Raw genomic sequence first — 25,409 nt, forward strand, 5'->3', positions numbered from 1 at the left:
GCCTCAGAGGATGTTTGTCAGGACATCGTACATGTCCTTGGTCGCCTGGATCAGGCGGGCGGAGGCGTTGAACGCCTGCTGATAGGTGGTGAGATTGATCAGTTCCTCGTCGAGATTGACCCCCTCCTGCGCCTGGCGCTGGGTGTCGACCTCGATGGCCACCGCTTCTGCGGCGTCCTTGCGGCTTTCGGCGGCGGCGGCCTTGCGGGCGATCGAGCCACTGAAATCGGCGGCATAACGCAGCAGGCTGGTCTTTGCAGCCGAAGCCCCGCCCACCGCGGCGAAATCGGTCATGGTGTCGCCGGCCTTGGCCAGGGCCAGGGCGCCGCGTCCGTCGCCGACCGCCAGGGCGATCACCCCGGGGGCGGCCGAGAGGTTCAGCTTGGCGAAGGGCAGCCGGGCAGGGTCCTGATCCATGGCCGGATTGACGACGAAACGCTCGCCGCGCGTGCTGCGCTCTGTGGGGCCCACCCCGAACAACTGGGTGATCGAAGGACCGCCCATACCGCGCTCGGTGTCATCAGAGGCCACCGAAAGGCTGACCGTAGAGCCGGGATAGGACGTGAAGTTCATCGCGCCCTTTGCGTCTAGGGCGAAGGTTCCATAGAGACCCACGCCGCCATTTCGGACGTTCAGGGTGTCCATCAGGTCCTGCATCGTGGCGCCGGCTGGCACCGAGATGTTGACGTCGCGAATGCGGCCGCCGTCCGTGTCGGTCAGACGCAGGGTGATCACGTCGCCGGGCGTGAAGCCATGCGGATCGCTGGCGGTCAGGCCCGTTTCGTAGGGCGAGAAGCCCTTGTTTTGGACGATGTCGTTGAGGCCGAAGAACTGGCTGAAGCCCTTGCCGATCTTGCTGGACGGCGTGGTCGGGTCGTCGGCGACCACCACCCCGTTGCCCGAGTTGGCGCTGAGGCTCAGGGCGCCATTGCCGAACGAGGCCGTACCCTGACCGCCCAGGGCTGTGTTCAACTGGGCGATGAAGTTGGTGTTGGTGAAGCTGGGGCCCGCCGCGCCATTGACGGTCATCGTGCCCAGGTCGAAATCGATCTCGATCTCGCGCTGGATGACGCCGCTGGAGTCGGTGAGGGCGATCGTGGTCTTGCCGGTGAAGTGATCAAGCGCGGTGGCCTCGTCCAGGCCGGTGTTGCGGCCCGTCAGCGAGGATGGGGCCGGCACGGACGACGCGGCGTTGGAGGCGCGGTTCAGCTCTTCCGACGCGCGGGTGACGAACTCGCCCAGTTGGTCGGACAGGTTGGGCAGCTCGGTGTTGCGCAGGTCCAGCAGGCCCTTCAGCTCACCGCTGGAGATGTTGAGCGCCACCGGAGTGTCGCCGCCATTGGCCTGGATGCACTGCAGGAAGCCGGTCGCGGTGCTGGACTTCTGATAGGAGATCACCGCCGCGCCGTCGCCGGCCAGGCTGAGACCCTCGGTCGAGCGCACGATGACGCCGCCGTTGGCCCGCTGGCTGACCTGGATGTTGATCAGGCTCGAAAGCTCGTCGATCAGGCCGCTCTGGACGTTCTCGGATCCGGTGCCATCGGCGCCGGCCACCTTTGCGCGGGTGATATCGGTATTGAGGGTGTTGATCTGCTGGAGCAGGTCGTTGACGCGCTCGATGTCGGAGACGATCCGGTTGTCGGCGTCCTTGCCCAGATTGGAAAGGGCTGCGGTGATCCGGCTGGATTCGCCCAGGAAGTCGTCGACCCGGGTCAGGGCCTGGGTGCGCAGCAGGGTAGACGACGGGTCGTCCGAGGCCTTGGAGAACGCCGAGAAGATGTCGTCCAGTTTGCCGAAATAGCTATTGTCGCCGCTGGGGTCGCCAAACAGGTTCTGGGCGGTGTTCAAGGCTTCGGAAAGGGCCGATGCGCGGCCGGAGTCGGCCACCGAGTTCAGGCTGGCCTGCTGCAGGAAGCGGTCGGTCGCCCGCTTGATGGCGTCGATATTGACGCCGACACCCATGCCGTTCGAGATCTGGTTTGACTGGCTGATCGTCTTGCGGACGTAGCCGGCGGTATTGACGTTTGCGATGTTGTCGGAGACGACGCGCAGACCCGTCTGGGCCGCCATCATTCCCGAACTCGCCGTGTTCATGATGGAATTCAGAGTCATGCGAACGCTCCGGTCAGCCCGGCAATCCGCGAACCACGCGACGCGCCCTTGCCCGGCGAAAACTGCCGGGCGGGGGAAGGGTCAATGCCCTTGATATATGCCAAGCCACTGAAATTCATGGCGTTTTGTTCCACGCGCCGGGTATTCGGCAAGATGTGATGCGCAAGGAGGGCGCCAACTGGGGGCGCGACCGGGCGACGCGGCAAGCCACGCCCCTCGCAACCCCATTCGACTCGGCAAAAAGCGCCGCTGACCGACGATTTTAAGTTGTAAACAAGGCATTAAAACAAGCAAAAACAATGGGATGATCCGTCTTGAGCGAGTTGGCCCGACGGTTGCTGAAGGAGGTTCGGACAAAGGCGCGTTCGTCATGAACCGCCGCACTCAACGGACCGAGCCCACGAATGACCGTGATCGCCGCCACCGCCGCCGCACCTTCCTTCAGCCCCCCGTCGGGCGCTGGCGGCCAGGGTATGGATCAAGGCTTTGATGCGCTGCTCGCCGTCGTGACGGCCGCCGACGAGCCGGCTCCGCCCAGGAACGCCTCGACCCAGGGGGCGAACAAGGCGACGGGCAAGGCCGCAGACAAAGCCGCCGACAGGGCTGACGTCGCAGACAAAGTCGCCAAGGTCGACGCCGCTTCCGCCAAGGCCGATGACGCCGCCGCCGCGGCGGCCCAGGCTTCCGACGCCGCAGAGGAGGTGGCCTCGGATGACGCCGCCGAAGCCGCCGCCCAGGCTGACGCAGCCGCCATGGCCGCAGCGACCCTTATGGCGGCGATGATCCCGCAGACGGAAGAGACCTTCGACGCCGCGGCTGGCGCAGCTCTTCCAGATATCGACGCTACAGCGGCGATTGTGACGCCGCCGCCGGCCCTTTCCGGTCTTGTCGCATCCCTGCCCGCCGCTGAATCTGCCCCCGCACCCGTCGAAACCGCCCTGGACGCCGCCACCGCCGCGCTGGACGCTGTATCGCTGATCGCGCCCACGCTGGTCGAAGACGCGCTCTCGGGCCAGGGCGTCGTCACGCCGCCTGTCGCCGATGCGAAGGTCGCCGCGCCAACGCCAGCGCCCGCGCCCGCCGCGACGGCTGCAATCGAAATCCCCGAGAGCGCCCTGCTGGAAACACCGATCGCGGCCGAGGAGGCCGGCGTCGATGTCACCGCCCTGGCCGCACAGGCCGCTGCGACGCCGACCGTCGCCGCCAAGCCCGCGCCCAAGACCGCCCCGGCCGTCGCGGCGCCTGCGGTCGACATGTCGGTGTCGGCCGAGCCCGTTGTCGTTCCCGCCGACGTTGAAGCGCCGCCAGTCGTCGCCGCGCCCGTCGTCGAGACCGCCCCGCCGGTCGCCGAGACCGTTCAGGTCGTCGCGCAGGCCGCGGCCGAGCCCGCCGTGAAGGTCGCGGCCGCCACGATCGCATCGACCGAGTCCGAACCCGTCGCCTCCACCGAAACGGAAGCCGTCAAGATCGCGGGCGTCGATACCGCTGCGCTCGCCGACCAGGCCGGCGCCGGTCAGGGCGACACTGCCCGGCAGGGTGGTCAGGGCGAAGCCAGCGCGGAGGCGCTGAGCGCCGCCGCCATCGATGTCGCAACCACCCCGGATGCTCCCACGATCTCGCAGACCACGGCCGCGACTGTCGCCGCCGCCCCCGAGGTCGCTCCGGGGCTCCGGGCTGAAACGCGCGGTTCGCCGGAAACGGTGGCCCAGCTGTCGGCCGAGATCCTCAAGAAGCTCGACGCCCAGACGACGCGTTTTGACGTCGCCCTCACGCCGGAAGGTCTGGGCAAGGTCGATGTCCGCATCGAGATCGGCCGACACGGCGCGCTGACGGCCTCGATGGCCTTTGACACCGCCCAGGCGGCGGCGGAGTTGCGCGGCAAGTCGCAGGAGCTCCGCCAGGCCCTGTCGCAGGCCGGCTTCACGATCGCCGACAACGCCCTGCGCTTCGACGTGTCGAGCCAGGGCGGTCAGAACGGCCAGAACGCCTTCTTCAATTTCAACGGCGGCCAAGACGGCCGCCGTGCCTGGTCGGGCAAGGCCTTCCAGTCCGCCCAGAACGACGACGCTCCCATCCTTTCCGCTTCAGATCTGCTGCCCGGGCTCCGAATGGCCCCTGACAGCGGTCTGGACATCAGAATCTAGAGAGAGACCGCGCCATGGCTACCGCCGCAGTTTCGGGCTCCAACGCCACGCTCGACAAGATCAATAACTCCCGCAACACCCTGGCCAGCAGCAAGGAGACCTTCCTTAAGCTGCTGACCACCCAGATGAAGAACCAGGATCCGTTGTCGCCAATGGATTCCAACGCCTTCACGGGTCAGATCGTCCAGATGACCGGCGTCGAGCAGCAGCTGGTCACCAATGACCTGCTGGCGGCGCTGGTGGGCATGAACGACGGCGGTATGACCCAGGCCGTCGCCATGATGGACAAGCTGGCCACCGTCGAAACCGACAAGGCCGTGATCAAGGACGGCAAGGCCACATGGTCCTATGAGCAGAGCCGCGCCGCTACCAGCGTGAAGATCGAGATCGTCGACAAGTACAACAAGACGATCCGGACCCTCCTTCCCGAGGATATGTCCAAGGGTGATCACACGCTTGAATGGGACGGCAAGAGCGATGACGGCACCGCCCAGCCCGCAGGCGGCGCCTACACCCTGAAGATCACCGCCAAGGACGGCGAAGGCAGCACGATCCCCGCGACGTCGAAAGGTCGTATCGAGGGCATCGTGACGGCCATCACTAACGAGAGCGGTCAGAACATGGTCACCATCGGCGGCACGAAATACCCGGTCGACTCCGTGATCGGCGTGCAGAACCCGCCGGCGCCGACCCCGGCGCCCACAACGACCGCCAACACCACAACCAACACGACGGCGGCCGCGGCCTAACCGTCACCACCCGATGAACCGGGCGTCAGAATGACGCCGACGCGGCTCTCCCCGGAAATGGTTTCCGCCGAGCCCAAACGCAAACCGCGCTGAACCCTCCAGTCATTTGACAGTCAACGCAGGAATTTCGTCATGAGCATCAACAGCGCCATGCTTTCGGGCGTCTCGGGCCTCATCGCCAACTCGTCCGCCCTGGCCGCGATCTCGGACAACATCGCCAACGTCAACACGGTTGGCTACAAGCGCTCGACCGCCAACTTCTCGACCCTGGTCACCTCGCAGAGCAAGAACTCGACCTACAGCGCCGGCGGCGTGAAGGCCCTGACCCACCAGTTCATCACGCAGCAGGGCCTGACCCAGTCCTCGACCTCGAACCTTGATCTGTCGATCTCCGGCTCGGGCTTCTTCGTCGCCACCGAGAAGCCGGAAGGCCTGACGGCCACCGACACCCGTTCGTTCACGCGCGCCGGTTCGTTCCAGCTCGACAATCTGGGCTACCTGAAGAACGACGCTGGCCTCTATCTGCAGGGCTGGCTGGCCGATCCCGTGACCGGCGACATCACGCCCGACCCGTCGGACCTGACCCAGCTGTCGTCGATCAATGTCGGTTCGGTCGGCGGCACCGCCGAAAAGACCACCCGCGCCGCGATCAACGCCAACCTGCGCTCGGAGCAGCCGCTGTCGGCCCAGTCCAAGTTCAGCATCACCAAGCCCAGCGTCACCGACTCCGCCGCCGCCACCAACAGCTATTCGGTGGCCTACTCGCCCACCGCCACCGCCAACGTTTATGCGGTCGAGATCAAAAAGGCCGGCGTGGTGGTCGGCAACGGCACGGCCACCTACGCGGCCGGCGCCATGACCGCCGGCACGGGGATCCTGGCCACCCTGCCGATCGATGTCAGCGGCACCGGCGCGGGTACGCCTACGGTCACCGCCGCCGCCCTGGGCATCAGCACCGACGCTGACCTGGTGTCGGGCAACCTGTATGACGCGGCGACCAACTCGATGTCCGACTACGCGCTGGACGCCACCACCGGCGTCAAGCCGGACTTCGAAATCCAGGTCCCGGTCTCGGACTCCAAGGGCGGCCAGCGCACGGTCACCCTGTCCCTGCTCAAGAGCAACACCCCCAACGAATGGTACGCCGAGCTGCGCGCCAAGCCCGGTGATCTGGACAACGTCCCCAACGGCCTGATCAGCTCGGGTCGCGTCACCTTCACCACGGATGGCAAGCTGGCGACGGTCGGCAATCTGTTCAACGGCAGCAACCCGACCTCGATCACCATCGGCGCCTCCGATCCGGCGGTCTCCACGGCCGCCCCGCGTTGGTCTGACGCCCTGGGTATCGACAGCCAGACCCTGCAGATCGACCTGGCCAACGCCGCCGGCGGTTTGACCCAGTTCAACAGCCAGTCGGTCGTCCAGTCGGTCAACACCAACGGCACGGCCTTCGGTAACCTGACCAACATCGAAGTCGACGACGAGGGCTATGTCTCGGCGATCTTCGACAACGGTGTAACGCGCCGGATCGCCCAGGTCGCTGTCGCCACCTTCTCCAACGCTAACGGCCTGAAGGGTGTCAACGGCAACGCCTATCGCGTGACCAACGAAAGCGGCACCTACAGCCTGAAGACCCCGGGACAGGGCGGTGCTGGTCAAATCGCGCCTTCGACACTCGAAGCCTCGACTGTCGATCTGTCCACTGAGTTCACCGGACTGATCACGACGCAGCGAGCCTACTCCGCTTCGTCCAAGATCATCACTACAGCTGACCAGATGCTTGAGGAACTCTTGAGCATTAAGCGATAGTTATAGGTATTAACTCGATTTAATGGCCGTGTTCCACATCGGCACACTAAAGACTTCACGGAGAAGCCAGGTGTTTAGGCCTTTCTTTACTATTGGAATTAAGCCGCTGTTATTGGCTGGCGCCTATAGTGACCTTCAACAGTGATGGTTGTGGGAAAGGCGTAAAGCCATGTTGCAGCAGCAGCGCACGAACAGCCGGGGTGAGAAGTACGTTATCGGTCCTACCGGTGCGCCTCTAACTCTCTCCGACTTGCCGCCTCCGGAAACCCAGCGTTGGGTGATCCGGCGGAAAGCCGAAGTGGTCGCCGCCGTTCGCGGCGGTCTGCTCTCGCTCGACGAAGCGTGCGATCGATACAAGTTGACCAATGAGGAGTTCCTCAATTGGCAGCAATCGATCGACAAGCATGGTCTGGCGGGTCTCCGGACCACCCGGCTCCAGCAGTACCGCTAACGGCGGGCTTGAAAGATATGGGCTTTCCGACCTCTCGCGGTTGGCGGCCTACTCTGGAACGTTCAGCGGCCGCGCCCTTCCCGGGGCGCGGCCGCGACGTTTTGGCGCTTCAGGATGGGTCCGGGCCCTCCAAATATAAACGCCTCGTTTACCTTGAACTGGGTAAATCCTGCCTAGCGACGCATGCCTCCGGGCGGTCGGCGTCATTGTCCCCCGTCGGGGTGGCTTTCTGGGGGATTGGCCTGAGTGGATAGCTTTCTGAGCGCGATACAGAGGTTCGGCGTCGGCCGGCTCGCCGCGCTGGTCGGCGTGGGCGCCGGCGTTGTGGCCATTCTTGTCGCCCTGGTCATGTTCATGGGCAAGGAGCCGACCGAGCTCCTGTATTCCAACCTCGACCTGAAGGAAGCCTCGGAAGTCACCCAGGCCCTGGATCAGGCCGGCGTGAAATACGAGACCAAGGGCGACGGCTCGACGATCATGGTGGCGCGCGACAAGGTCGCCTCCGCCCGCCTTCTGGTCGCCGGCAAGGGTCTGGTGACCTCCGGCTCCATTGGCTACGAAATCTTCGACAGCAACAACGCTCTGGGCCAGACCGATTTTGTCCAGCAACTGAACCGCCAGCGCGCCCTGCAGGGCGAGCTGGAGCGCACCATCAAGGAATGGCAGGGCGTCAATTCGGTCCGCGTGCACCTGGTGCTGCCCAAGCGACAGATCTTTGAGGAAGACGCCGAGCAGCCCTCGGCCGCCGTCACCATCGGCACCGGTGGCCGCGAGCCGTCGGCCGAGATGGTCCGCGCCGTCCAGAATCTGGTCGGGGGTTCGGTGGCCGGCATGAAGCCGGAAAAGGTCAATGTCATCGACCAGCACGGCAAGACCCTGTCGGCCGCCAGCGACGAAAGCCTGGCCGGTCAGCTGGCCCAGGATCGCAAGTCCGAGGTCGAGGCCCGCATCGCCAAGACCGTCAAGGATATGATCGACGGCGTGCTTGGCCCCGGCAAGGCGCGCGTCAACGTCACCGCCGAGCTCGATCTGAACCGCATCACCGTTCAGGAAGAAAAGTTCGATCCCGAAGGCCAGGTGATCCGTTCGGAAAGCACCAACGAGTCGGGCAACAGCGAAACCAAGAACGACGACACCAACGGCGTCTCGGCGGCCCAGAACATCCCGGGCGGCGCCCCCGGCGGCTTCCAGGCGCTGGGTTCGCGCTCGAACGCCAACGAAAGCGTCACCAACTACGAGATTTCCAAGTCGGTGCGCACCGAGGTGACCGAGCCCGGCGCCATCAAGAAGGTCGCCGTGGCCGTGGCCATCGACGGCGTCACCGCGCCGGCCGGCAAGGACGGAAAGCCCGGAGCCTACACGCCGCGAACCGAGGAAGAGCGCGCCCAGCTGGAAGATCTGGTCAAGACGGCCATCGGCTTCGACGCCGCCCGCGGCGACCAGGTCAAGGTGACCAATATCCGCTTCCCGCAGCCTGAGGACCAGGCCATGGGCAAGGATGGTCTGCTGGCGGCCTTTGGCAAGAACGACATCATGCGCATCGCCGAGCTGGCCGTGCTGGGGATCGTCGCCATCATGATCCTGATCTTCGCGGTCCGCCCGTTCCTGAACAGCATGATGGCGCCGAGCGCCAGCAACCAGGCCGTCCTGGGCACGCCGCAGGTGACCCGCATGGTCACCCTGTCGGACGGTTCGACCCAGGAAGTTGTAATTGACCAGGCCGGCGAGCCGATCGCCATCGCCGGGCCCGGCGCCGACATCGATCAGCGCATCGACATCGCCAAGATCGAAGGTCAGGTGAAAGCCTCGTCGATCAAGCGGGTTTCCGAGTTCGTCGACAAGCACCCTGACGAGTCGGTGGCCATCCTGCGCACCTGGCTGCACGAGTCAGCCTGATGGCGATGAAAGCCTCCGTCAGCAACGTCTCCAACCTGTCGGGGCCTGAAAAGGCCGCGATCGTCCTGCTGTCGCTGGGCGAAGACCACACGCGCATCTGGGAAGCCCTGGACGACGAGGAGATCAAGGAGGTCTCCCAGGCCATGGCCGGCCTCGGCACGGTCTCTGCGTCGGTCGTCGAGGAGCTGCTGGTCGAGTTCGTCTCGGGCATGAGCTCGACGGGCGCGATCATGGGCTCCTACGAGCAGACCCAGCGCCTGCTGAACTCGTTCATGCCGCCTGAAAAGGTGGACGCCCTGATGGAAGAGATCCGCGGTCCCGCGGGTCGCACCATGTGGGACAAGCTGGGCAACGTGAACGAAGCGGTGCTCGCCAACTATCTGAAGAACGAATACCCCCAGACCGTCGCCGTGGTGCTGTCCAAGGTTAAGTCCGACCACGCCGCCCGCGTGCTGGCGTCCCTGCCGGAAGACTTCGCCCTGGAGTGCGTCACCCGCATGCTGCGGATGGAGCCGGTGCAGCGCGAGATCCTCGACAAGATCGAGCAGACCCTGCGCACCGAATTCATGTCGAACCTGGCGCGCACGTCCAAGCGCGACAGCCACGAGATGATGGCCGAGATCTTCAACAACTTCGACCGCCAGACCGAGGCCCGTTTCATCGCGGCCCTGGAAGAGCGCAACCGCGAGGCCGCCGAGCGCATCCGCGCTCTGATGTTCGTGTTCGAAGACCTGTCCAAACTGGATCCGGGCGGCGTGCAGACCCTGCTGCGCGCCACCGGCAAGGAACAGCTGGCCCTGGCGCTCAAGGGCGCCTCCGACAAGCTGCGCGAGATGTTCTTCTCAAACATGTCGGAACGCGCCGCCAAGATCATGCGCGAAGACATGGAAAGCATGGGTCCGGTGCGTCTGAAGGACGTCGACCAGGCCCAGGTCGCCATGGTCCAGGTCGCCAAGGACCTGGCCGCCAAGGGCGAGATCATGCTGGCCGGTTCGGGCAGCGACGACGAGCTGATCTACTGAGGAGGATGGCAAGATGACCGACATCCCCCACAAGCGCTTCGCCTTCGACACCGTCTTCGACGCCGGCGGCGGCGTCGCCTATCAGGCCCCCAAGGTGAAGCGCAGCTTCACCCCCGAGGAGGTCGAGACCGCCAAGGCCCTGGCCCATGCGGAGGGCGAACGCTCGGCCGTGGCGCGTGCGGAGCAGCACGCCGCCAATGCTCTGGCCGACATTTCCCGCGCCGTGCAGGAAGCCTTTTCGACCCTGGCCGCCGTGGCTCACGAACACCGCTCGGGCTCGGCCCTGCTGGCCCTGGCCGCCGGTCGCAAGATTGCCGACGCCGCCCTGGAGCGTTTCCCCGAAGCGCCGGCCAGCGCCGCCCTGGTGGCCCTGGCCCGCGAGGTCGAGGCCCAGCCCCGCATCACCGTCCGGGTGTCGGCGGATCTGGTCGAGCGCACCCAGGCCGCGCTGGAAGAGACCGCTCACGCGATCGGCTTCCCGGGTCAGATCGTGGCTCGCGCCGACAACAACATGCCGCCCGCCGCCTTCACCTTCGACTGGGGTGATGGTCGGGCGGCCTTCGATCCCAACGAGGCGACGCAACGTGTCGCCGACGCCCTTGAGGCGGCCATCGCCGCCGAGGGACTCCACGCTGAACCCCTGCTTCCCGCTAGCGAAAGCTGACTGCCATGGCCGAAGACAATCTCACGCTCGACGAGTTCGGAGGTCAGATGCTGGCCTCGGAGATGCCCGTCGAATTGAGCGACAAGATCGCCTCCGACCTGGCGCCGGTGTTCGACGTTCCGGTCAATATCTCGGCGGTTCTCGGGCGCGCTCACATGTCCGTCGCCCAACTGCTGCAGCTGGGCCAGGGCAGCATCCTGGAGCTGGACCGCAAGGTCGGCGAGGCGATCGATATCTATGTGAACAACCGGCTGGTGGCCCGGGGCGAGGTGGTCGTCGTCGACGAGCGCCTGGGCGTGACCATGACGGAAATCATCAAGGACGGCGACGCGGCGGGCTGAGCCTGACGCGTCAAGGAGGACAAGATCATGCGGCTTCTCGTCGTTGGTAAACTGAACGGACAGCTCTCGGTCGCCGTGAAAATGGCGATGAACACGGGCGCCAAGGTCTCGCACGTCGAGACCATCGAGCAGGCGACCCATGCCCTGCGCGCGGGCCAGGGGGCCGACCTGCTGATGGTCGACTACTCGCTGGATATCGCGGGCCTGATCGCAGCCAACGAATCCGAGCGGATCCGGGTGCCGGTGGTGGCCTGCGGGGTCGACGCCGATCCGATGCGCGCCGCCGCCGCGATCAAGGCCGGGGCCAAGGAATTCATCCCCCTGCCGCCGGACGCCGAGCTGATCGCCGCGGTCCTGGCCGCCGTCACCGACGACGAGCGGCCGATGATCGTCCGCGATCCGTCGATGGAAAGCGTCATCCGCCTGGCCGACCAGGTCGCGCCGTCGGACGCTTCGATCCTGATCACCGGCGAAAGCGGCTCGGGCAAGGAGGTGATGGCCCGTTATCTCCACGGCAAGTCGCGCCGCGCCAAGGCGCCGTTCATCAGCGTCAACTGCGCCGCCATCCCCGAGAACCTGCTGGAAAGCGAGCTGTTCGGCCACGAGAAGGGCGCTTTCACCGGCGCCATGGCCCGCCGCATCGGCAAGTTCGAGGAAGCCAACGGCGGCACCCTGCTGCTGGATGAAATCAGCGAGATGGACACCCGCCTGCAGGCCAAGCTGCTGCGCGCCATCCAGGAGCGCGAGATCGACCGCGTCGGCGGCTCCAAGCCGGTCAAGGTCGACATCCGCATCCTCGCCACCTCCAACCGCGACCTGACCCAGGCCGTGAAGGACGGCACGTTCCGCGAGGATCTGCTCTATCGCCTGAACGTCGTGAACCTGCGCCTGCCGCCGCTGCGCGAGCGCCCGGCCGACGTGATGAGCCTGTGCGAGTTCTTCATCAAGAAGTACTCGGCCGCCAACGGCGTCGCCGAAAAGCCGATCTCGGCCGAGGCCAAGCGTCGCCTGATCGGCCACCGCTGGCCCGGCAATGTCCGCGAGCTGGAAAACGCCATGCACCGCGCAGTGCTGCTGTCGCCCGGCGCGGAGATCGAAGAGTTCGCCATCCGCTTGCCAGACGGCCAGCCCATGGCCCCCAACCCCGACGCCGCTGTCGCGCGCGGCGCCCAGATGGCCGCCGACGCCGTGTCGCGCGCCTTTGTCGGCTCTACGGTGGCCGAGGTCGAGCAGCACCTGATCATCGACACGCTGGAACACTGCCTGGGCAATCGCACCCACGCGGCCAACATCCTGGGGATCTCGATCCGGACCCTGCGCAACAAGCTCAAGGAATATGGCGACGCCGGCATCTCGGTGCCGCCGCCGCAGGGCGGAATGGGCTCCGCCGCCGCCTGAATCCGTTCAGGCGCCGCGACCATCGGTCCGGCGCCTGACATGGCTAATATGAATTAAGGAACTGGCGACCGCGCGCAAATCGCTTCATGCGCGACGAGCCTGCCCCCAAGGGATCGACGCACTGAATGGCTGACGCCGCCCTGCCCAAGACCAGTTCCTCTATGCCCAGCGCCAGCTCGCTGTGGGCGGGGATCCTGCGCGGCGAAATGGGCCTGGCGGTCGGTGTCGTCGGCATCATCGTCCTGCTGATCCTGCCGGTCCCGCCGATGTTGCTGGACCTGCTGCTGGCGGTGTCGCTGACGGGCTCGGTCCTGATCCTGATGACGGCGGTTCTGATCAAGAAGCCGCTGGAATTCACCTCGTTCCCGACCGTTCTGCTGGTGGCGACCCTGTACCGCCTGGGCCTGAACATCGCCTCCACGCGCCTGATCCTGGGCCATGGCCACGAAGGCGCGCACGGCGCCGGCGCGGTCATCGAGGCGTTCGGCAACCTGATGATGCAGGGCAATTTCGTCATCGGGGTGATCGTCTTCATCATCCTGGTGGTGGTGAACTTCATGGTCGTCACCAAGGGTTCGGGCCGGATCGCCGAAGTCGCGGCCCGCTTCACCCTGGACGCCATGCCCGGCAAGCAGATGGCCATCGACGCCGATCTGTCGACCGGCCTGATCGACCAGGACACCGCCAAGCAGCGTCGCAAGGACCTGGAGCAGGAATCGACCTTCTTCGGGGCCATGGACGGCGCCAGCAAGTTCGTGAAGGGCGACGCCGTCGCCGGCCTGATCATCACCGGCATCAATATCGTCGGCGGCATCCTGATCGGGGTGATCCAGCACAAGATTCCGATCGGCCAGGCTTCGGCCACCTATACGCTGATGACCATTGGCGATGGCCTGGTCAGCCAGATTCCGGCCCTGATCATTTCGATCGCGGCCGGCATGGTCGTGTCCAAGGCCGGCGTCGAGGGCTCGGCCAACGCCGCCCTGACCAAGCAACTGTCGATGAACCCGGTCGCCCTGGGCATGGTCTCGGCCTCGTCGGGCATCATGGCGCTGATCCCCGGCATGCCCATCCTGCCGTTCGCCGTGCTGTCTCTGGGTGCGGGCTTCCTGGCCTATCGCCGCTCGATGACCGCCAAGCTGCCTCCGCCCCTTGACCCGGCCCTGGCCGAGGCGGTCGCCGGCGAGCCGGAGGAGGAGCCGATCAGCGCTTCCCTGGCCATCGACGACGTCAAGATCGAGCTGGGCTATGGCCTGCTGACCCTGATCAACGACCTGGACGGCCGTCGCCTGACCGACCAGATCCGCGCCCTGCGCAAGACCCTGGCCACCGAGTTCGGCTTCGTCATGCCGCCGGTGCGCATCCTCGACAACATGCGCCTGGCCAACCAGGGCTATGCGATCCGCATCAAGGAAATGGAAGCCGGCGCCGGCGAGGTTCGTCTGGGCATGCTGATGGCCATGGACCCGCGCGGCGGCCAGGTGGAACTGCCCGGCGAGCACGTGCGCGAGCCCGCCTTTGGCCTCCCGGCGACCTGGGTGGCCGACGACCTGCGCGAGGAAGCTACCTTCCGGGGCTACACGATCGTCGATCCGGCCACCGTGCTGACCACGCATCTGACCGAGATCCTCAAGGAGAACATGGCCGACCTGCTGTCCTATTCGGAAGTGCAGAAGCTGCTGAAGGACTTGCCGGAAGGCCAGAAGAAGCTGGTCGACGACCTGATCCCGGGCGTGGCCACGGCGACCACCGTGCAGCGCGTCCTGCAGGCCCTGCTGAAGGAACGGGTCTCGATCCGCGACCTGCCGCAGATCCTGGAAGGCATCGGCGAGGCCGCCCCGCACACCAGCTCCGTCACCCAGCTGGTCGAGCAGGTCCGCGCCCGTCTGGCCCGCCAGCTGTGCTGGGCCAATCGCGGCGACGACGGCGCCCTGCCGATCATCACCCTGTCGGCCGAGTGGGAGCAGGCCTTTGCCGAATCCCTGGTCGGGCCGGGCGACGACAAGCAACTGGCTCTGGCGCCCTCGCGTCTGCAGGAGTTCATCCGCGGGGTTCGCGAGGCCTTCGAGCGCGCCGCCCTGCAGGGCGAGGCCGCTGTGCTGCTGACCAGCCCCGGCGTGCGCCCCTATGTGCGTTCGATCATCGAGCGTTTCCGGGGCCAGACCGTGGTGATGAGCCAGAACGAGATCCACCCACGGGCGCGGCTGAAGACCGTCGGCATGGTCTGACGGCGCGCCGTCGACCCACTCTGACAACCTGAAGTGTCGGCTACCGGTCGGAACCGCGACCGTGCGGCGACGTTAGTTTTCCCGGGTAAGGGGCTGACCGACACCGACGGAGCTTTCACATGAACAGCAACAAAATCGCTTTCTTCGCCGCCGCCGCGACCCTGACTTTCGCTTGCGCGGCCTTCGCTCAAAGCACTATGGCGACGCCGACCCCTGGCCAGCAGACGCCGCCCGCGGCTTCGCCTGCAGCGGCTCCCGCCCTGCCGGCCACCACGCCGACGCCGCCCGCGCTTCAGACGCCGGCCGATATGACCAGCACCACGACGACCACGACGACCGCGACCCCGCCGGCCCAGCCCAGCGCTGACACCAGCGCCGCGCCGGCCTCGGCCACGGTCACGAGCGACTTCAAGGTCGGCTCGGAGGTCAAGGACCCCGCCGGCGTCTCGATCGGCACGATTTCGGGCACCAGCGCCGCCGCCGACGGGTCGGTCAATGTGGTCATCACCCACGGCGCGGCGAAGTTCGCTCTGCCCAGCGCCAGTCTGTCGTCCAACGCCGGCGTGCTGAGCACCACGGCGACCAAGGCCCAGATCGACGCTACCCTGGCGGCCGCCAAGCCCCAGTAGCGCCTTCCTCCATCAGAAGCTCTGGCCCGCTCGGCATTGCCGAGCGGGCTTCGCGCTGCTAGCGATGCGCCAAGACGGCGGTTTTGTCGCCGATTTCGGGTCTGTTCGTATGCCTCCGGCCAAGAAGACAAAATCCAGCGGCGCCCTGTTCTGGGACCTCCTGACCTTCGATCGGCTCGTGACGGGTCCGGTGATTCACCTGATCTATTGGGCCGGCCTCGGCGTTGTGGCGCTGTTCGCCTTTTCCGTCGTCGGCGCGGCTGTCGGTCTGGCGCTCAAGGAGCCGGGCATAGGCTCGCTGCTGCTGGCCTTCCCGGTGCTGATCGCCGGTCTGCTGGTCGCCGGCGCGATGGTGCTGCTGTGGCGCGCTTTCTGCGAGTTCTATGTGGCGATCTTCCGGATCAGCGAAGATCTGCGCGCCCTTCGGCAGACCAGCGACGCCGACCATGCCGCGTTCCGCGCCCGCCCGCCGCGTGAGAGCTCACCCTCCGAGTGACGGCATGCCTCACGTCCTGATCATTCATGAAGTGGCCGACTATCCGGCCTGGAAGACCGTGTTCGACAATGCGGCGGACATTCGGCGCGAGGCCGGTGAACGCAGCTATCAGGTCCTGAAATACGATAGCGACCCCAACCGGATCGTCCACTTCTCGACCTGGACCTCGCACGACGACGCGCGCCGTTTCTTCGAGTCGCCGCGCCTTGTCGAGATCCGGCGGATCGCCGGTGTGAAGGCTCCCGAGTTCATCTATCTGGACGAGCTGGAAGCCGGCGTCCTCTAGCGACCCGCGACCGCCTTGCGGCGCAGACCCAGCTCGTCCAGCTGAGCGTTCTCGAAAGCGCCCATCTTCTTGCGCTGCAGAACCTTGGCCGCCTCGGCGACGTGCTCGTATTTCTTCAGGGCTTCGAAGGCGAAGGACAGCGCGTCGCGCGCGCCCTGTTCCTCGATCTGGCATTGCTCGATCTGCAGCATCATGTCGGCGCGCTTGCGCTTGGAGCCTTCGCGATAGCCGATCATGTACCAGCCGGCTTCAGCCGAGCCTTCCGCCTGCTTGGCTTCGGCTTCAGCTTCCGCGTCCAGCATCACCACGCGCAGTTCGGCGGCCATGCGACGCTCGACGATGTCGGCCAGCCGCTTCTGTAGGGTCTCGACCTCGTGGGTCGAGATCCGGATCAGGGATGCGGCCCACTTGGTCATGCGTGGTCACTTTCAAGGATACTGCCCAGGTGTCCGAAGGAATCGTCGAGGCTGGTGGCCTCGTCCTTGTCCTGGCTGAGGAACTCTTCGATCGCCGGATTGAGGCGGATGGCGCGGTCGACGACGGGATCGGCGCCGGCGCGATACGCGCCGATGCGGATCAGTTCTTCCATGTTGGCGTAGGCGGCCATCACCTGGCGGGCGCCTTTGACGATCAACCGTTCGTGGTCGTACTGACAGCCCGGCATGGTCCGGCTGATCGACTTCAGGACGTTGATCGCCGGGAAGCGGCCGCGCTCGGCGATGGCGCGCTCCATGACGATGTGGCCGTCCAGGATACCGCGCGTGGCGTCCGCGATGGGCTCGTTGTGGTCGTCGCCGTCCACCAGCACCGTGAAGAGGGCCGTGATCGGAGCCGCCACGGTGCCGTCGGGGCGGATCGGTCCGGGACCGGCGCGCTCCAGCAGCTTGGGCAGCTCGGTGAAGACGGTGGGCGTATAGCCCTTGGTGGTCGGCGGCTCGCCAGCGGCCAGGCCGATCTCGCGCTGGGCCATGGCGAAGCGGGTCACCGAGTCCATCAGGCACAGCACTTCCAGATCCTGGTCGCGCAGATACTCGCTGACCGCCAGGGTCATGTAGGCGGCCTGGCGGCGGGTCAGGGCCGGCTCGTCCGAGGTGGCGACCACGACGATGGCGCGCTTGAGGCCTTCCTCGCCGAGGGTTTCCTCGATGAACTCGCGCACCTCGCGGCCCCGTTCGCCGATCAGCCCGACGACGACGGCGTCGCAGGTGGCTTCCTTGGCCAGCATCGACAACAGCACCGACTTGCCGACGCCCGAGCCGGCGAAGATGCCCAGGCGCTGACCGCGGCAGGTGGTGGTGAAGACGTTCATCGACCGTACGCCCAGATCCAGGCGCTCGCCGACCCGGCCGCGGGCATGGGCGGGTGGGGGCGCGGCCTTGAGCGGGTAGGGCGCCTCGCCCTGCGGCAGTGGGCCCAGCCCGTCGATAGGCTCGCCAAAGGCGTTGATGATGCGGCCCAGCCACGCCTTGGTCGGCCGCACGGTGGCGCCTTCGGGCATGATGCGGATCTCGGCGCCGGGGGCCACGCCCTCGACAGGGCCGAAGGGCATGAGCAGGGCGCGGGTTTCGCGGAAGCCGACGACCTCGGCCGGCAGGACCGGCAGGCCCAGCCGATCGATCTCGACCCGGGCCCCGACCGCCAGACGCGTCAGGCCGCCGCGCGCCTCGATCAGGAGGCCATTCACGGCGGCGACGCGACCGGAAATGGTCAGCGGGTCGATACGTTCAATGGCGGCGATCAGGCTACGCAAATCAGCTCTCGGCAGTGAGGCTCCATCCTCGACCGACAGCGTTAACCACCTGTGAAATTAGGGATGTGTTGAGGGCAGGTGGGCGGTGAAAAACGCCGTAACCGCTGCGTTGAAGGCGTGGTGAAACGCCGCACGGTCGAAGCCCGGGGCGCTGGCGCAGATCTGGGCGGTTATCGCCCGGCCCTGGTCGTTGCACGGGGCGAGGAAGTCAAAATGGCCGGCGCCGGGAACCACATGATATTCCGGGGGCTTGGGGAGCGCCGCCTTGACCGCCGAGGCGTATTCGGGATCGGGCAGGATCTGGTCCTCGGCGGCGCGCCATAGCTGCACCGGCATGGTCACCTTGCTCAGGTCCTTGAAGGCGTAGCCCAGGGCAGGGGCCGCCGAGACGACAGCCTTGATGCGCGGTTCATGGGTCCAGGTCGGCAGGACGGCGCTCATCGACAGCGGGTGTGCGGCGGTCAACTTGCAGTCGAAGAAGTCGGGATGGGCCCGGCAATGGCCCAGGGTGCGCGAAAGGTCCGGCTTGCCGCCCGCCGCCGCCAGCACGGTGAAGCCGCCGGATGAAAAGCCGAACGCCCCGACCCGCTGCGGATCGATGGCCGCCTTCATCGGCGACGCGGTCAGCATGTAGTCGATCAGGACCGAAAGCTGCCGGGGCCGGTTGGCCATGTCCGTGGCCTTGCTCTGGTCCATGTAGTTGTCGCCGGTGTGGGTGAGGGCGGCGACCACAAAGCCGGCCTCGGCCAGGGTCTGGGCGGTGTCGGCATGACCGGCGAACGAGCCGCCGTTGCCATGCGACATGACGATCAGCGGCAGGTGGTGGCCGACCACCGGCGCGCCGGTCGCCACGGTCTGGTCGTTGACGCCCACGGGCATACGCCTGGCCGGCGCATCGGCCGGATACCAGATCCCGACCTGGATCGGCGGGCCCTTCGGATCGGGGACTTGGACCACGGTGAAGCCGGCTGTGGCGGCGTTTGCCTGCGAGGCCAGGCTCAGAGCCAGGGCGATGAGGGGGGCGATCAGGATTGAGCGGGTCGACATGTGGGCCTCGGGGATGAACCAATGACCCCCCAATGACCCGCCGGGCTCGACGTCGCCACATCGGCTTCGCGAATGGGCGAACGGGTTCGCGAAGCGGCGAACTGTGCTTATAGAGCGATCATGGAGAAGACCGCGCCACCGCTGCTGGGAACCGCCCGCGACTGGGCGATTGACCTGGCCGTGGCGACGGCGATTGGCTTCTTTTTCGGTCTGCTTGGTCCTTTTGGCAACTTTCTCAGCGGCGGCGCCGCCGTTCGGATCATCCACTGGGTGCTGTCGAGTTGGGCTGCGGTGCTGATCTTTGGTCTGGTCGCGCGCCTCGGTCTGGCTGCGGCCGAGCGGTGGCGGATCCCGGCCATAGTGACATTGGGCGGTGGTCTGCTGGTGGGCGCCGCGCCGCTGGCCCTGATCGTGTCGCTGATCGCGCGGGGCTTCTGGCCATCGCTGTCCGCCCTGACCGCGCTCGACTGGTACGGGCAGTGCCTGATCATCTCGACCCCGTCCCTGGCGGCCTATGTCGGAGTTCGCTGGGCCCTGACCCGAGATCGGGTCCCGGCCGCCGTCCGCACGCCGGCCGTCCTTCAGCCCGGACCCTTGGCGCCGCCGCTCCTGGATGAAGTCCTGTGCCTGCGAATGGAGGATCACTATGTCCGAATCCATTCCCCAGCCGGGTCGCGCCTTGTCGCCGGGCCCTTCGAGCGCGTGATCTCAGGTTTGGGTGATCGCGAGGGGATGCGCGTTCATCGGTCCTGGTGGGTCGCGCGATCCGCCGTGATCGGGGTCCGGGCCGACGGACGCAACCTCAAGCTGGAGCTTTCCAACGGCCTTCAGGCTCCCGTTTCGCGCGCTTCGGTGGCCAAACTCCGGCAGGTGGGGTGGCTGCCGTCTGAGCCGTGAATTTTTCGTCCGCGACGTGCTGTCGCGGCAGGACCTGAACATCGCCAGGGCGCCGTCGAAAGCCTCGGAAATTCTTAGCGACAGAACGCCGCAAGGGTGCGCCAAGGCCTTGGGGCTGCGCGGGCTCGCCCCAGGGCCAGCTTGGACGCCATGGCGTTGAAGGGGCTGACTTTAGCGATTTCGCGGTGCGGGAGAATCCGCTTTGGCGGGCCTGAAAGTCATCCCCGACGAATTTGCGCTGCGACTCAGCGACCGCTTGCACCCGATTCGCAAATCAGATTAACCATTCAGCCAACAGGATCATTCACCATTAACCAGTCTTAAATTAACTCGCCGCAAAGTGCAGGCAGGGTTAATCAGGCGGCTTCCGCCAAGACGTCGAATAACGCCACCGAGTGGCGTGGAGGGGCTCATGCGCGTACTGTTGATCGAGGATGACAGCGCAACGGCGCAGACCATCGAGTTGATGCTGAAGTCTGAAGGCTTCAACGTCTATACGACGGATCTTGGCGAAGAAGGCGTCGATCTGGGCAAGATCTACGACTACGATCTGATCCTTCTCGACCTGAATCTGCCTGACATGAGCGGCTTGGATGTTCTGCGCACCCTGCGGGTGGCGAAGGTGAACACGCCGATCATGATCCTGTCGGGTTCGTCGGAAATCGACACGAAGGTGAAGACCTTCTCCGGCGGCGCCGACGACTACATGACCAAGCCCTTCCACAAGGACGAAATGATCGCCCGCATCCATGCGGTGGTCCGTCGTTCCAAGGGTCACGCCCAGTCGGTCATCAAGACCGGCGACATCGTGGTCAACCTCGACGCCAAGACGGTGGAAGTGAACAGCAACCGCGTTCACCTGACCGGCAAGGAATATCAGATGCTGGAGCTGCTCTCCCTGCGCAAGGGCACGACCCTGACCAAGGAGATGTTCCTCAACCACCTGTACGGCGGCATGGACGAGCCGGAACTGAAGATCATCGACGTCTTCATCTGCAAGCTTCGCAAGAAGTTGGCCGCCTCGGCCCAGGGCAAGCACCATATCGAGACGGTCTGGGGCCGCGGCTATGTGCTGCGCGATCCGAACGAGCAGGTCGCCGCCGCCTGATCGGTGCGCCGATTCTTTTTCGCACAAGCAAAGCGCTCGCCCCAAAGGCGGGCGTTTTTCTTTTACAGTCATAGGCTTGCCCATTGATCGGTCGGGCTTTGAACCTCATCCGTGACAAAACGACCGAAGCGCAGAATAGTGCTTGCCGCCGGAAAGGCTCACGGCCATGTTCCGGCGCAGCGATTGCTGGGGGGCTACCCAGCCGTGTCATTTTGACCTTGCGCGGCATCGAAACCGACGGGGGACCGATGCAAGAATTTGATCCGCGACGCCCGACCCTTCGTCTGGCGCCCCGGCTGTTCACAGCCGTCGCCGGCCTGGCCGCTCTGGGCCTGGGTTGGAAGCTGACGGCCGCTGACGTCCCGACTCCCGTCAAGGCCGCGCTCGATCCCGCCGCCCTGGTCGCCCTGCAGCATATCGCCTTCGCCAGCGCCGAAGCCCAGCCCGGCTTCGACCGTCCCCAGAGCATCCCCGTCAAGGTTCGTCCCGGCGAGACCCTCGAAGGCGCCGTCCAGCGCGCCGGTGTCGCGCCGGAAGAGGCTCGCCAGGTGGTCGCCGCCCTGCATGGCGCCATCGACACCGTCAACATCAAGGCCGGCATGGCCTTCGAAGCCGCCATCGCCCAGCGTCGCAGCCAGCGCGGCCCGGCCCGCCTGATCGGCCTGTCGATGCGCACCAGCCCATCCTCGACCCTGACCGTCTCGCGCACTTTCGACGGCGCGCTGAAGCTGCGCGAGCTTGAGGAAGAGGTCCGCGACGAGACCAAGGTCGCCTGCGGCGAGATGAACGGCTCGTTCTATGAAAGCGTCGCCAATGTGGGTGGCACGCCCCGGGTGATCAGCGACGCGGCCAAGCTGTTCTCGCACAAGATCGACTTCTCGCGGGATATCCACGAAGGCGACAAGTTCTGCCTGGTGTTCGACCGCAAGGTCACCGAGAGCGGCCGCACGATCGAGGCCGGCGATCTGGAATATGCCGAGGTCAAGGGCCAGCGCTTCTACGGCTTCGAGCGCGACGGCAAGACCCAGTTCTTCGACGAGGCCGGCAAGAACATCAAGGGCTTCCTGCTGCGCACGCCGGTCGACGGCGCCCGCATCACCTCGACCTTCGGCGCCCGGCGCCACCCGATCCTGGGCTTCAACCGCGCCCACAAGGGCGTGGATTTCGGAGCAGGGCAGGGCACCCCGATCCTGGCGGCCGGCGACGGCGTCGTGCTGGAGGCCCGCCGCTGGAGCGGCTATGGCAACTGGCTGCGCATCCGCCACGCCGGCAAGTGGGACACTGGCTACGCCCACATCTCGCGCTATGCGCCGGGCATCAAGGCCGGCATGCGCGTTCGCCAGGGCCAGGTCGTGGCCTATGTCGGCTCGACCGGCATGTCGACCGGTCCTCACCTGCATTACGAAGTCTGGCTGAACGGCCAGCGGGTCAATCCGATCGGGGCCAAGGTGCCGCAGGGCACCATCCTAAGCGGCGGTGAACTGGCGTCGTTCAAGGCCAAGAAGTCGCGCATCGACCGCATGCTGGCCGATGGCGGGTCCGTCGCCGCCAGCGAGGACACGCCCAAGCTGGCCCTGGCCGAACTGAAGACCGAAGCCGCGCCGAAACTGCGCTAGGCGCCTTCGCGGCGGTTAGTTGATCCAGGTCATTAGCGCTGCCCGGCCCGTAGACCATGATCACGTGGTCGCGGGGCCGATCCATGGCCGCCGTGCATCCAGATTTCTGAAGAGAGCCTCATGACCGCTCCAGCCAAGCCGCGCGTCAATCCTGCCCTGCGCTATGCGCTGTTGCGCCGGATTCACACGTGGCTGGGCCTGTTCATCGCGCCCAGCGTGGTGTTCTTCGCGCTGACGGGCGCCTACCAGCTGTATGGCCTGCATGAGAGCCAGCCTGGCTACCAGCCCGCGCCGCTCGTCGAGAAGCTGGGCCGCGTTCACATGAAGCAGGTCTTTCAGGCCAAGCCCAAACGGGCGGCCGAGCCGGCCAAACCCGCGGTTCCCGGTCCGGCGGCTCCCGCCAAGGCCGAGGAGAAAGCCAAGGTCTCGGTGACGATGCTCAAGGCGATCTTCCTGATTGTCGCCATCGGCCTGGCGGCGTCGACGATCCTGGGCGTCTGGATGGCCCAAGCCTATGGACGCGACAAGCGGGCGGGCTGGATCCTGCTGGCGGCGGGCGCCGTCCTGCCGATCCTTCTGGTCGCGCTTTAGTCTGACTGGTCCATCAGCGCCCGGCCTGCCATCAGCGGGTCGGTGAACGAGTCCGCGCCGCTTTCCAGCCGTCCGGCCAGGCGTCGCAGATAGCCGGCTTCATCCTCGATCCGCGCCGAGAGGTCGTACCAGCCGCCGGTCGACTTCAGCGGCCAGACGCGCTTGGCGGCCTGGCCGGGCTTGAGCGTGATCCGCCACGCCGGACCGTCCGGCTTCTGGGTGACGACCATGCGGCGCGCCGTCGGGCCGTCATTGCGCAGGGTCAGGGTCAGCGCGCGGCTGGAAGGATCGGACGCGACCTCGACCACGGGCTCGGCCTTTGGCGCGGCGCCGATCAGGTGGCGGTGGAAGCCGTTGGGGCCCAGGATCCACAGGTCGTAGGCCCCGGTCGGCCAGGCGTCTTCCAGGCGCTTGCCGGGCTCGATCGTGTAGCGGCGCGGCGGCTGGTCCAGCCGCAGGCGGTCATAGACATGCAGCACCACGGCGGCCTTGCCGGCATTGACGAACCGTAAGGCGACGGCGCCGTCCCGCGTGCTCTCAGCGACGTCGAGGCTGTAGGGCAGGGCGCGCGACAGGCGCGGTCCCGCCGCCTGCTCTGGGACCAGCGGCAGGGGCGGGGTCGGCGGCGTGGTGCGGCCCGGAAGGGCCCCTGCGCGGCGAGCGTCTTCCAGGGTCTTGGGCAGGTCGGCTACGAACGGCCTGGTGTTGGGCGTGCGGAAGTCGAAGGCGCTGGTCAGGTCGCCGCAGACCGCCCGCCGCCAGGGCGAGATGTTGGGCTCCATCACCCCGAACCGCGTTTCCAGGAACCGGATCACCGAGGTGTGGTCGAACACCTGGCTGTTGACCCAGCCGCCCCGGCTCCAGGGCGAGATCACGTACATCGGCACGCGGGGGCCCAGGCCATAGGGGCGGCCCATCAGGTCGTCGCGTTCGTCCTTGGCCTCGGTGGGGTTGCGCACCTGGTGGTAGTCGGCCGTGGTGTCGACGGTCGAGCCGCCCAGCACGGCGCCCGGCCGGGCCGGATCGCGCGACGGCGGCGACGGCGGCGGGACGTGGTCGAAGAAGCCGTCGTTCTCGTCGAACATCACCAGCAGCACCGTCCGCGCCCAGACCTTGGGATCGGCGGTCAGGGCGTCCAGCACCCGGGCGGTGTAGTCGGCGCCCTGGGCCGGGCTGGACGGGCCGGGATGCTCGGAATCGGCGGCGGGGGCGACTAGGTAGGAGACCTGCGGCAGGGTCCCGTTCAGCACATCCTCGCGCAGGCCGTCCAGCTTGCGGGTCGACAGGCCCAGTTCCGCCAGACGCGGGTCGGCGCCCGGCGCCTTGGCGTGGCTGTCGCGGAAGCTCTGGAACCCGGCCATCGGGTTGTCGGTGAAGTTGTCGTCCATGTCCTGATAGACGCGCCAGGTGATCCCGGCGGCCAGCAGGCGCTCGGCATAGGTGCTCCAGCGATAGCCCTCGGCCGCCCCGCCCTTGGTGGCCAGCTCGTCGTGCGAGTTGGAAATCGAAGGGCCGCCCAGCTTGCCGAACGGGTCGTTGGTCCCGCCCCACAGGAACAGGCGGTTGGTGTTGGTGCCGGTCTGGGTGGCGCAGTGATAGGCGTCGCAGAGGGTGAAGGCGTCGGCCAGGGCGTACTGGAACGGGATGTCCTCGCGCCGGTAATAGCCCATGGCATGGGCGTGCTTGCTTTCCGGCCAGCGATCCATGCGGCCCTGATCCCAGGCATATTGGGCGTCGGACCAGCTGTGGGGCGTGCCCTCGACCCGCATGTGGGCGAAGGTCTGGGCGCTGTTCAGCGGAAAGGGCGCGATCAGCGGCGGGCCGTCAGCGGATTTGCCGTTGGCCTGGGTCCAGACGGTCTTGCCCGTGCGGCCCGGGATATCGGCGACCGGGATCGGAAAGCGGTCGGCAAAGCCGCGCACGCCGTTCAGGCCGCCGAAATAGTGATCGAACGAGCGGTTCTCCTGCATCAGGATCACCACGTGCTCGACGTCCTCAAGGGTCCCGCGCCGCACGTCGGCGTCGATGGCCAGCGCCCGGGCGATGGCCGGCGGCGCGGTCAGCGCCCCGACCGCCGATAGCATCAGGTGTCGGCGGCCGATCGAGCTCACGGGAAACCTCGCACAGTTTGGTCTGGACCAGATACCGCCCCCGTATGGCGTTCCCGTGACAGTC

The 25,409-nt window shown here is 66.5% G+C and carries 22 protein-coding genes; 17 read left to right on the forward strand and 5 right to left on the reverse strand.

The annotated features are described in order from the left end of the window. Positions 1 to 3 precede the first annotated feature (3 nt). The gene (gene flgK / locus ACW17V_RS03915; RefSeq protein ID WP_492107579.1) at positions 4 to 2,112 is read right to left on the reverse strand and encodes a flagellar hook-associated protein FlgK; all 2,109 of its coding nucleotides are present in this window, start codon (positions 2,110 to 2,112) and stop codon (positions 4 to 6) included. Between the two features lie 404 nt (positions 2,113 to 2,516). On the opposite strand from flgK, the gene ACW17V_RS03920 reads away from it, so the two are divergent. From ACW17V_RS03920 to ACW17V_RS03980, 13 genes are all read left to right on the forward strand, one after another. Beyond that, positions 2,517 to 4,256, forward strand: coding sequence for a flagellar hook-length control protein FliK (locus tag ACW17V_RS03920; protein WP_492107580.1), 1,740 nt, complete (start codon positions 2,517 to 2,519; stop codon positions 4,254 to 4,256). A 14-nt stretch (positions 4,257 to 4,270) separates the two neighbouring features. Continuing rightward, positions 4,271 to 5,005 (forward strand): flagellar hook assembly protein FlgD, encoded by a 735-nt coding sequence (locus ACW17V_RS03925; protein WP_492107581.1) that lies wholly within the window; start codon positions 4,271 to 4,273, stop codon positions 5,003 to 5,005. A 132-nt stretch (positions 5,006 to 5,137) separates the two neighbouring features. Then, positions 5,138 to 6,814, forward strand: a complete 1,677-nt coding sequence (gene flgE, locus ACW17V_RS03930; RefSeq protein WP_492107582.1) for a flagellar hook protein FlgE — start codon at positions 5,138 to 5,140, stop codon at positions 6,812 to 6,814. A gap of 169 nt (positions 6,815 to 6,983) precedes the next feature. After that, positions 6,984 to 7,265 carry a CtrA inhibitor SciP gene (gene sciP / locus ACW17V_RS03935; RefSeq protein WP_062148715.1) on the forward strand — a complete coding sequence of 94 codons (282 nt, stop codon included), beginning with the start codon at positions 6,984 to 6,986 and terminating at the stop codon, positions 7,263 to 7,265. A gap of 246 nt (positions 7,266 to 7,511) precedes the next feature. Further along, the gene (gene fliF, locus ACW17V_RS03940; protein ID WP_492107583.1) at positions 7,512 to 9,161 is read left to right on the forward strand and encodes a flagellar basal-body MS-ring/collar protein FliF; all 1,650 of its coding nucleotides are present in this window, start codon (positions 7,512 to 7,514) and stop codon (positions 9,159 to 9,161) included. Then, entirely contained in the window at positions 9,161 to 10,183 is a 1,023-nt protein-coding gene (gene fliG / locus ACW17V_RS03945) for a flagellar motor switch protein FliG (protein ID WP_492107584.1), read from the forward strand. Before fliF ends, fliG begins: the two co-directional genes overlap by 1 nt. 13 nt (positions 10,184 to 10,196) lie before the next feature. Next, positions 10,197 to 10,847 (forward strand): FliH/SctL family protein, encoded by a 651-nt coding sequence (locus ACW17V_RS03950; protein ID WP_492107585.1) that lies wholly within the window; start codon positions 10,197 to 10,199, stop codon positions 10,845 to 10,847. 5 nt (positions 10,848 to 10,852) lie between these two features. Continuing rightward, positions 10,853 to 11,188: a flagellar motor switch protein FliN gene (fliN, locus tag ACW17V_RS03955; protein ID WP_492107586.1), complete on the forward strand. Its 336-nt coding sequence runs from the start codon at positions 10,853 to 10,855 to the stop codon at positions 11,186 to 11,188. 27 nt (positions 11,189 to 11,215) lie between these two features. Beyond that, a complete protein-coding gene (flbD, locus tag ACW17V_RS03960; RefSeq protein WP_492107587.1) occupies positions 11,216 to 12,586 on the forward strand; it encodes a sigma-54-dependent transcriptional regulator FlbD in 1,371 nt (456 codons plus the stop codon). 125 nt (positions 12,587 to 12,711) lie between these two features. Next, on the forward strand, positions 12,712 to 14,814 hold the full coding sequence (gene flhA / locus ACW17V_RS03965; protein ID WP_492107588.1) for a flagellar biosynthesis protein FlhA: 2,103 nt from the start codon (positions 12,712 to 12,714) through the stop codon (positions 14,812 to 14,814). Positions 14,815 to 14,933: 119 nt separating this feature from the next. After that, on the forward strand, positions 14,934 to 15,443 hold the full coding sequence (locus ACW17V_RS03970) for a hypothetical protein (RefSeq protein WP_492107589.1): 510 nt from the start codon (positions 14,934 to 14,936) through the stop codon (positions 15,441 to 15,443). A 64-nt stretch (positions 15,444 to 15,507) separates the two neighbouring features. Then, positions 15,508 to 15,939, forward strand: coding sequence for a DUF4282 domain-containing protein (locus ACW17V_RS03975; protein WP_492107590.1), 432 nt, complete (start codon positions 15,508 to 15,510; stop codon positions 15,937 to 15,939). Between the two features lie 4 nt (positions 15,940 to 15,943). Continuing rightward, a complete protein-coding gene (locus ACW17V_RS03980) occupies positions 15,944 to 16,225 on the forward strand; it encodes an antibiotic biosynthesis monooxygenase (RefSeq protein ID WP_492107591.1) in 282 nt (93 codons plus the stop codon). Here ACW17V_RS03980 and ACW17V_RS03985 read toward each other — a convergent pair. Genes ACW17V_RS03985 through ACW17V_RS03995 form a run of 3 tightly spaced genes read right to left on the reverse strand, consistent with a single transcriptional unit; the run spans position 16,222 to position 19,022 of the window. Then, a complete protein-coding gene (locus ACW17V_RS03985; protein ID WP_492107592.1) occupies positions 16,222 to 16,641 on the reverse strand; it encodes a flagellar export protein FliJ in 420 nt (139 codons plus the stop codon). The two genes, ACW17V_RS03980 and ACW17V_RS03985, sit on opposite strands and share 4 nt — an antisense overlap. After that, on the reverse strand, positions 16,638 to 17,975 hold the full coding sequence (fliI, locus tag ACW17V_RS03990; protein WP_492107593.1) for a flagellar protein export ATPase FliI: 1,338 nt from the start codon (positions 17,973 to 17,975) through the stop codon (positions 16,638 to 16,640). Before fliI ends, ACW17V_RS03985 begins: the two co-directional genes overlap by 4 nt. 57 nt (positions 17,976 to 18,032) lie before the next feature. Then, the gene (locus tag ACW17V_RS03995) at positions 18,033 to 19,022 is read right to left on the reverse strand and encodes an alpha/beta hydrolase family protein (protein WP_492107594.1); all 990 of its coding nucleotides are present in this window, start codon (positions 19,020 to 19,022) and stop codon (positions 18,033 to 18,035) included. A 120-nt stretch (positions 19,023 to 19,142) separates the two neighbouring features. Between ACW17V_RS03995 and ACW17V_RS04000 the strand changes: the two genes are divergently transcribed. The 4 genes from ACW17V_RS04000 to ACW17V_RS04015 all read left to right on the forward strand — a co-directional run bounded on the left by ACW17V_RS04000 (position 19,143) and on the right by ACW17V_RS04015 (position 23,234). Next, positions 19,143 to 19,919, forward strand: coding sequence for a LytTR family DNA-binding domain-containing protein (locus ACW17V_RS04000; RefSeq protein ID WP_492107595.1), 777 nt, complete (start codon positions 19,143 to 19,145; stop codon positions 19,917 to 19,919). Between the two features lie 412 nt (positions 19,920 to 20,331). Continuing rightward, a complete protein-coding gene (ctrA, locus tag ACW17V_RS04005) occupies positions 20,332 to 21,027 on the forward strand; it encodes a response regulator transcription factor CtrA (protein ID WP_419254388.1) in 696 nt (231 codons plus the stop codon). Positions 21,028 to 21,275: 248 nt separating this feature from the next. Then, entirely contained in the window at positions 21,276 to 22,643 is a 1,368-nt protein-coding gene (locus ACW17V_RS04010) for a M23 family metallopeptidase (protein WP_492107596.1), read from the forward strand. Positions 22,644 to 22,763: 120 nt separating this feature from the next. Further along, entirely contained in the window at positions 22,764 to 23,234 is a 471-nt protein-coding gene (locus ACW17V_RS04015; RefSeq protein ID WP_492107597.1) for a hypothetical protein, read from the forward strand. On the opposite strand, the gene ACW17V_RS04020 is transcribed toward ACW17V_RS04015, so the two are convergent. Continuing rightward, complete coding sequence (locus ACW17V_RS04020; RefSeq protein ID WP_492107598.1) at positions 23,231 to 25,345, reverse strand: phosphocholine-specific phospholipase C; 2,115 nt, start codon at positions 25,343 to 25,345, stop codon at positions 23,231 to 23,233. The genes ACW17V_RS04015 and ACW17V_RS04020 overlap by 4 nt on opposite strands. Between the last annotated feature and the right edge of the window lie 64 nt (positions 25,346 to 25,409).

It is taken from the genome of Caulobacter sp. FV2ye17ST (genome assembly GCF_058680955.1).

Bases quoted from the DNA above. Each gene is read 5' to 3' on its own strand.
- ctrA (WP_419254388.1), top strand. From the start codon at position 20,332: ATGCGCGTACTGTTGATCGAGGATGACAGCGCAACGGCGCAGACCATC.
- ACW17V_RS03925 (WP_492107581.1), top strand. From the start codon at position 4,271: ATGGCTACCGCCGCAGTTTCGGGCTCCAACGCCACGCTCGACAAGATC.
- ACW17V_RS04000 (WP_492107595.1), top strand. From the start codon at position 19,143: ATGGAGAAGACCGCGCCACCGCTGCTGGGAACCGCCCGCGACTGGGCG.
- ACW17V_RS03970 (WP_492107589.1), top strand. From the start codon at position 14,934: ATGAACAGCAACAAAATCGCTTTCTTCGCCGCCGCCGCGACCCTGACT.
- flbD (WP_492107587.1), top strand. From the start codon at position 11,216: ATGCGGCTTCTCGTCGTTGGTAAACTGAACGGACAGCTCTCGGTCGCC.
- ACW17V_RS03950 (WP_492107585.1), top strand. From the start codon at position 10,197: ATGACCGACATCCCCCACAAGCGCTTCGCCTTCGACACCGTCTTCGAC.
- flhA (WP_492107588.1), top strand. From the start codon at position 12,712: ATGGCTGACGCCGCCCTGCCCAAGACCAGTTCCTCTATGCCCAGCGCC.
- ACW17V_RS03980 (WP_492107591.1), top strand. From the start codon at position 15,944: ATGCCTCACGTCCTGATCATTCATGAAGTGGCCGACTATCCGGCCTGG.
- flgE (WP_492107582.1), top strand. From the start codon at position 5,138: ATGAGCATCAACAGCGCCATGCTTTCGGGCGTCTCGGGCCTCATCGCC.
- flgK (WP_492107579.1), bottom strand. From the start codon at position 2,112: ATGACTCTGAATTCCATCATGAACACGGCGAGTTCGGGAATGATGGCG.
- ACW17V_RS04015 (WP_492107597.1), top strand. From the start codon at position 22,764: ATGACCGCTCCAGCCAAGCCGCGCGTCAATCCTGCCCTGCGCTATGCG.
- ACW17V_RS03975 (WP_492107590.1), top strand. From the start codon at position 15,508: ATGCGCCAAGACGGCGGTTTTGTCGCCGATTTCGGGTCTGTTCGTATG.
- ACW17V_RS03995 (WP_492107594.1), bottom strand. From the start codon at position 19,022: ATGTCGACCCGCTCAATCCTGATCGCCCCCCTCATCGCCCTGGCTCTG.
- fliN (WP_492107586.1), top strand. From the start codon at position 10,853: ATGGCCGAAGACAATCTCACGCTCGACGAGTTCGGAGGTCAGATGCTG.
- ACW17V_RS04010 (WP_492107596.1), top strand. From the start codon at position 21,276: ATGCAAGAATTTGATCCGCGACGCCCGACCCTTCGTCTGGCGCCCCGG.
- sciP (WP_062148715.1), top strand. From the start codon at position 6,984: ATGTTGCAGCAGCAGCGCACGAACAGCCGGGGTGAGAAGTACGTTATC.
- ACW17V_RS03985 (WP_492107592.1), bottom strand. From the start codon at position 16,641: ATGACCAAGTGGGCCGCATCCCTGATCCGGATCTCGACCCACGAGGTC.
- ACW17V_RS03920 (WP_492107580.1), top strand. From the start codon at position 2,517: ATGACCGTGATCGCCGCCACCGCCGCCGCACCTTCCTTCAGCCCCCCG.
- fliG (WP_492107584.1), top strand. From the start codon at position 9,161: ATGGCGATGAAAGCCTCCGTCAGCAACGTCTCCAACCTGTCGGGGCCT.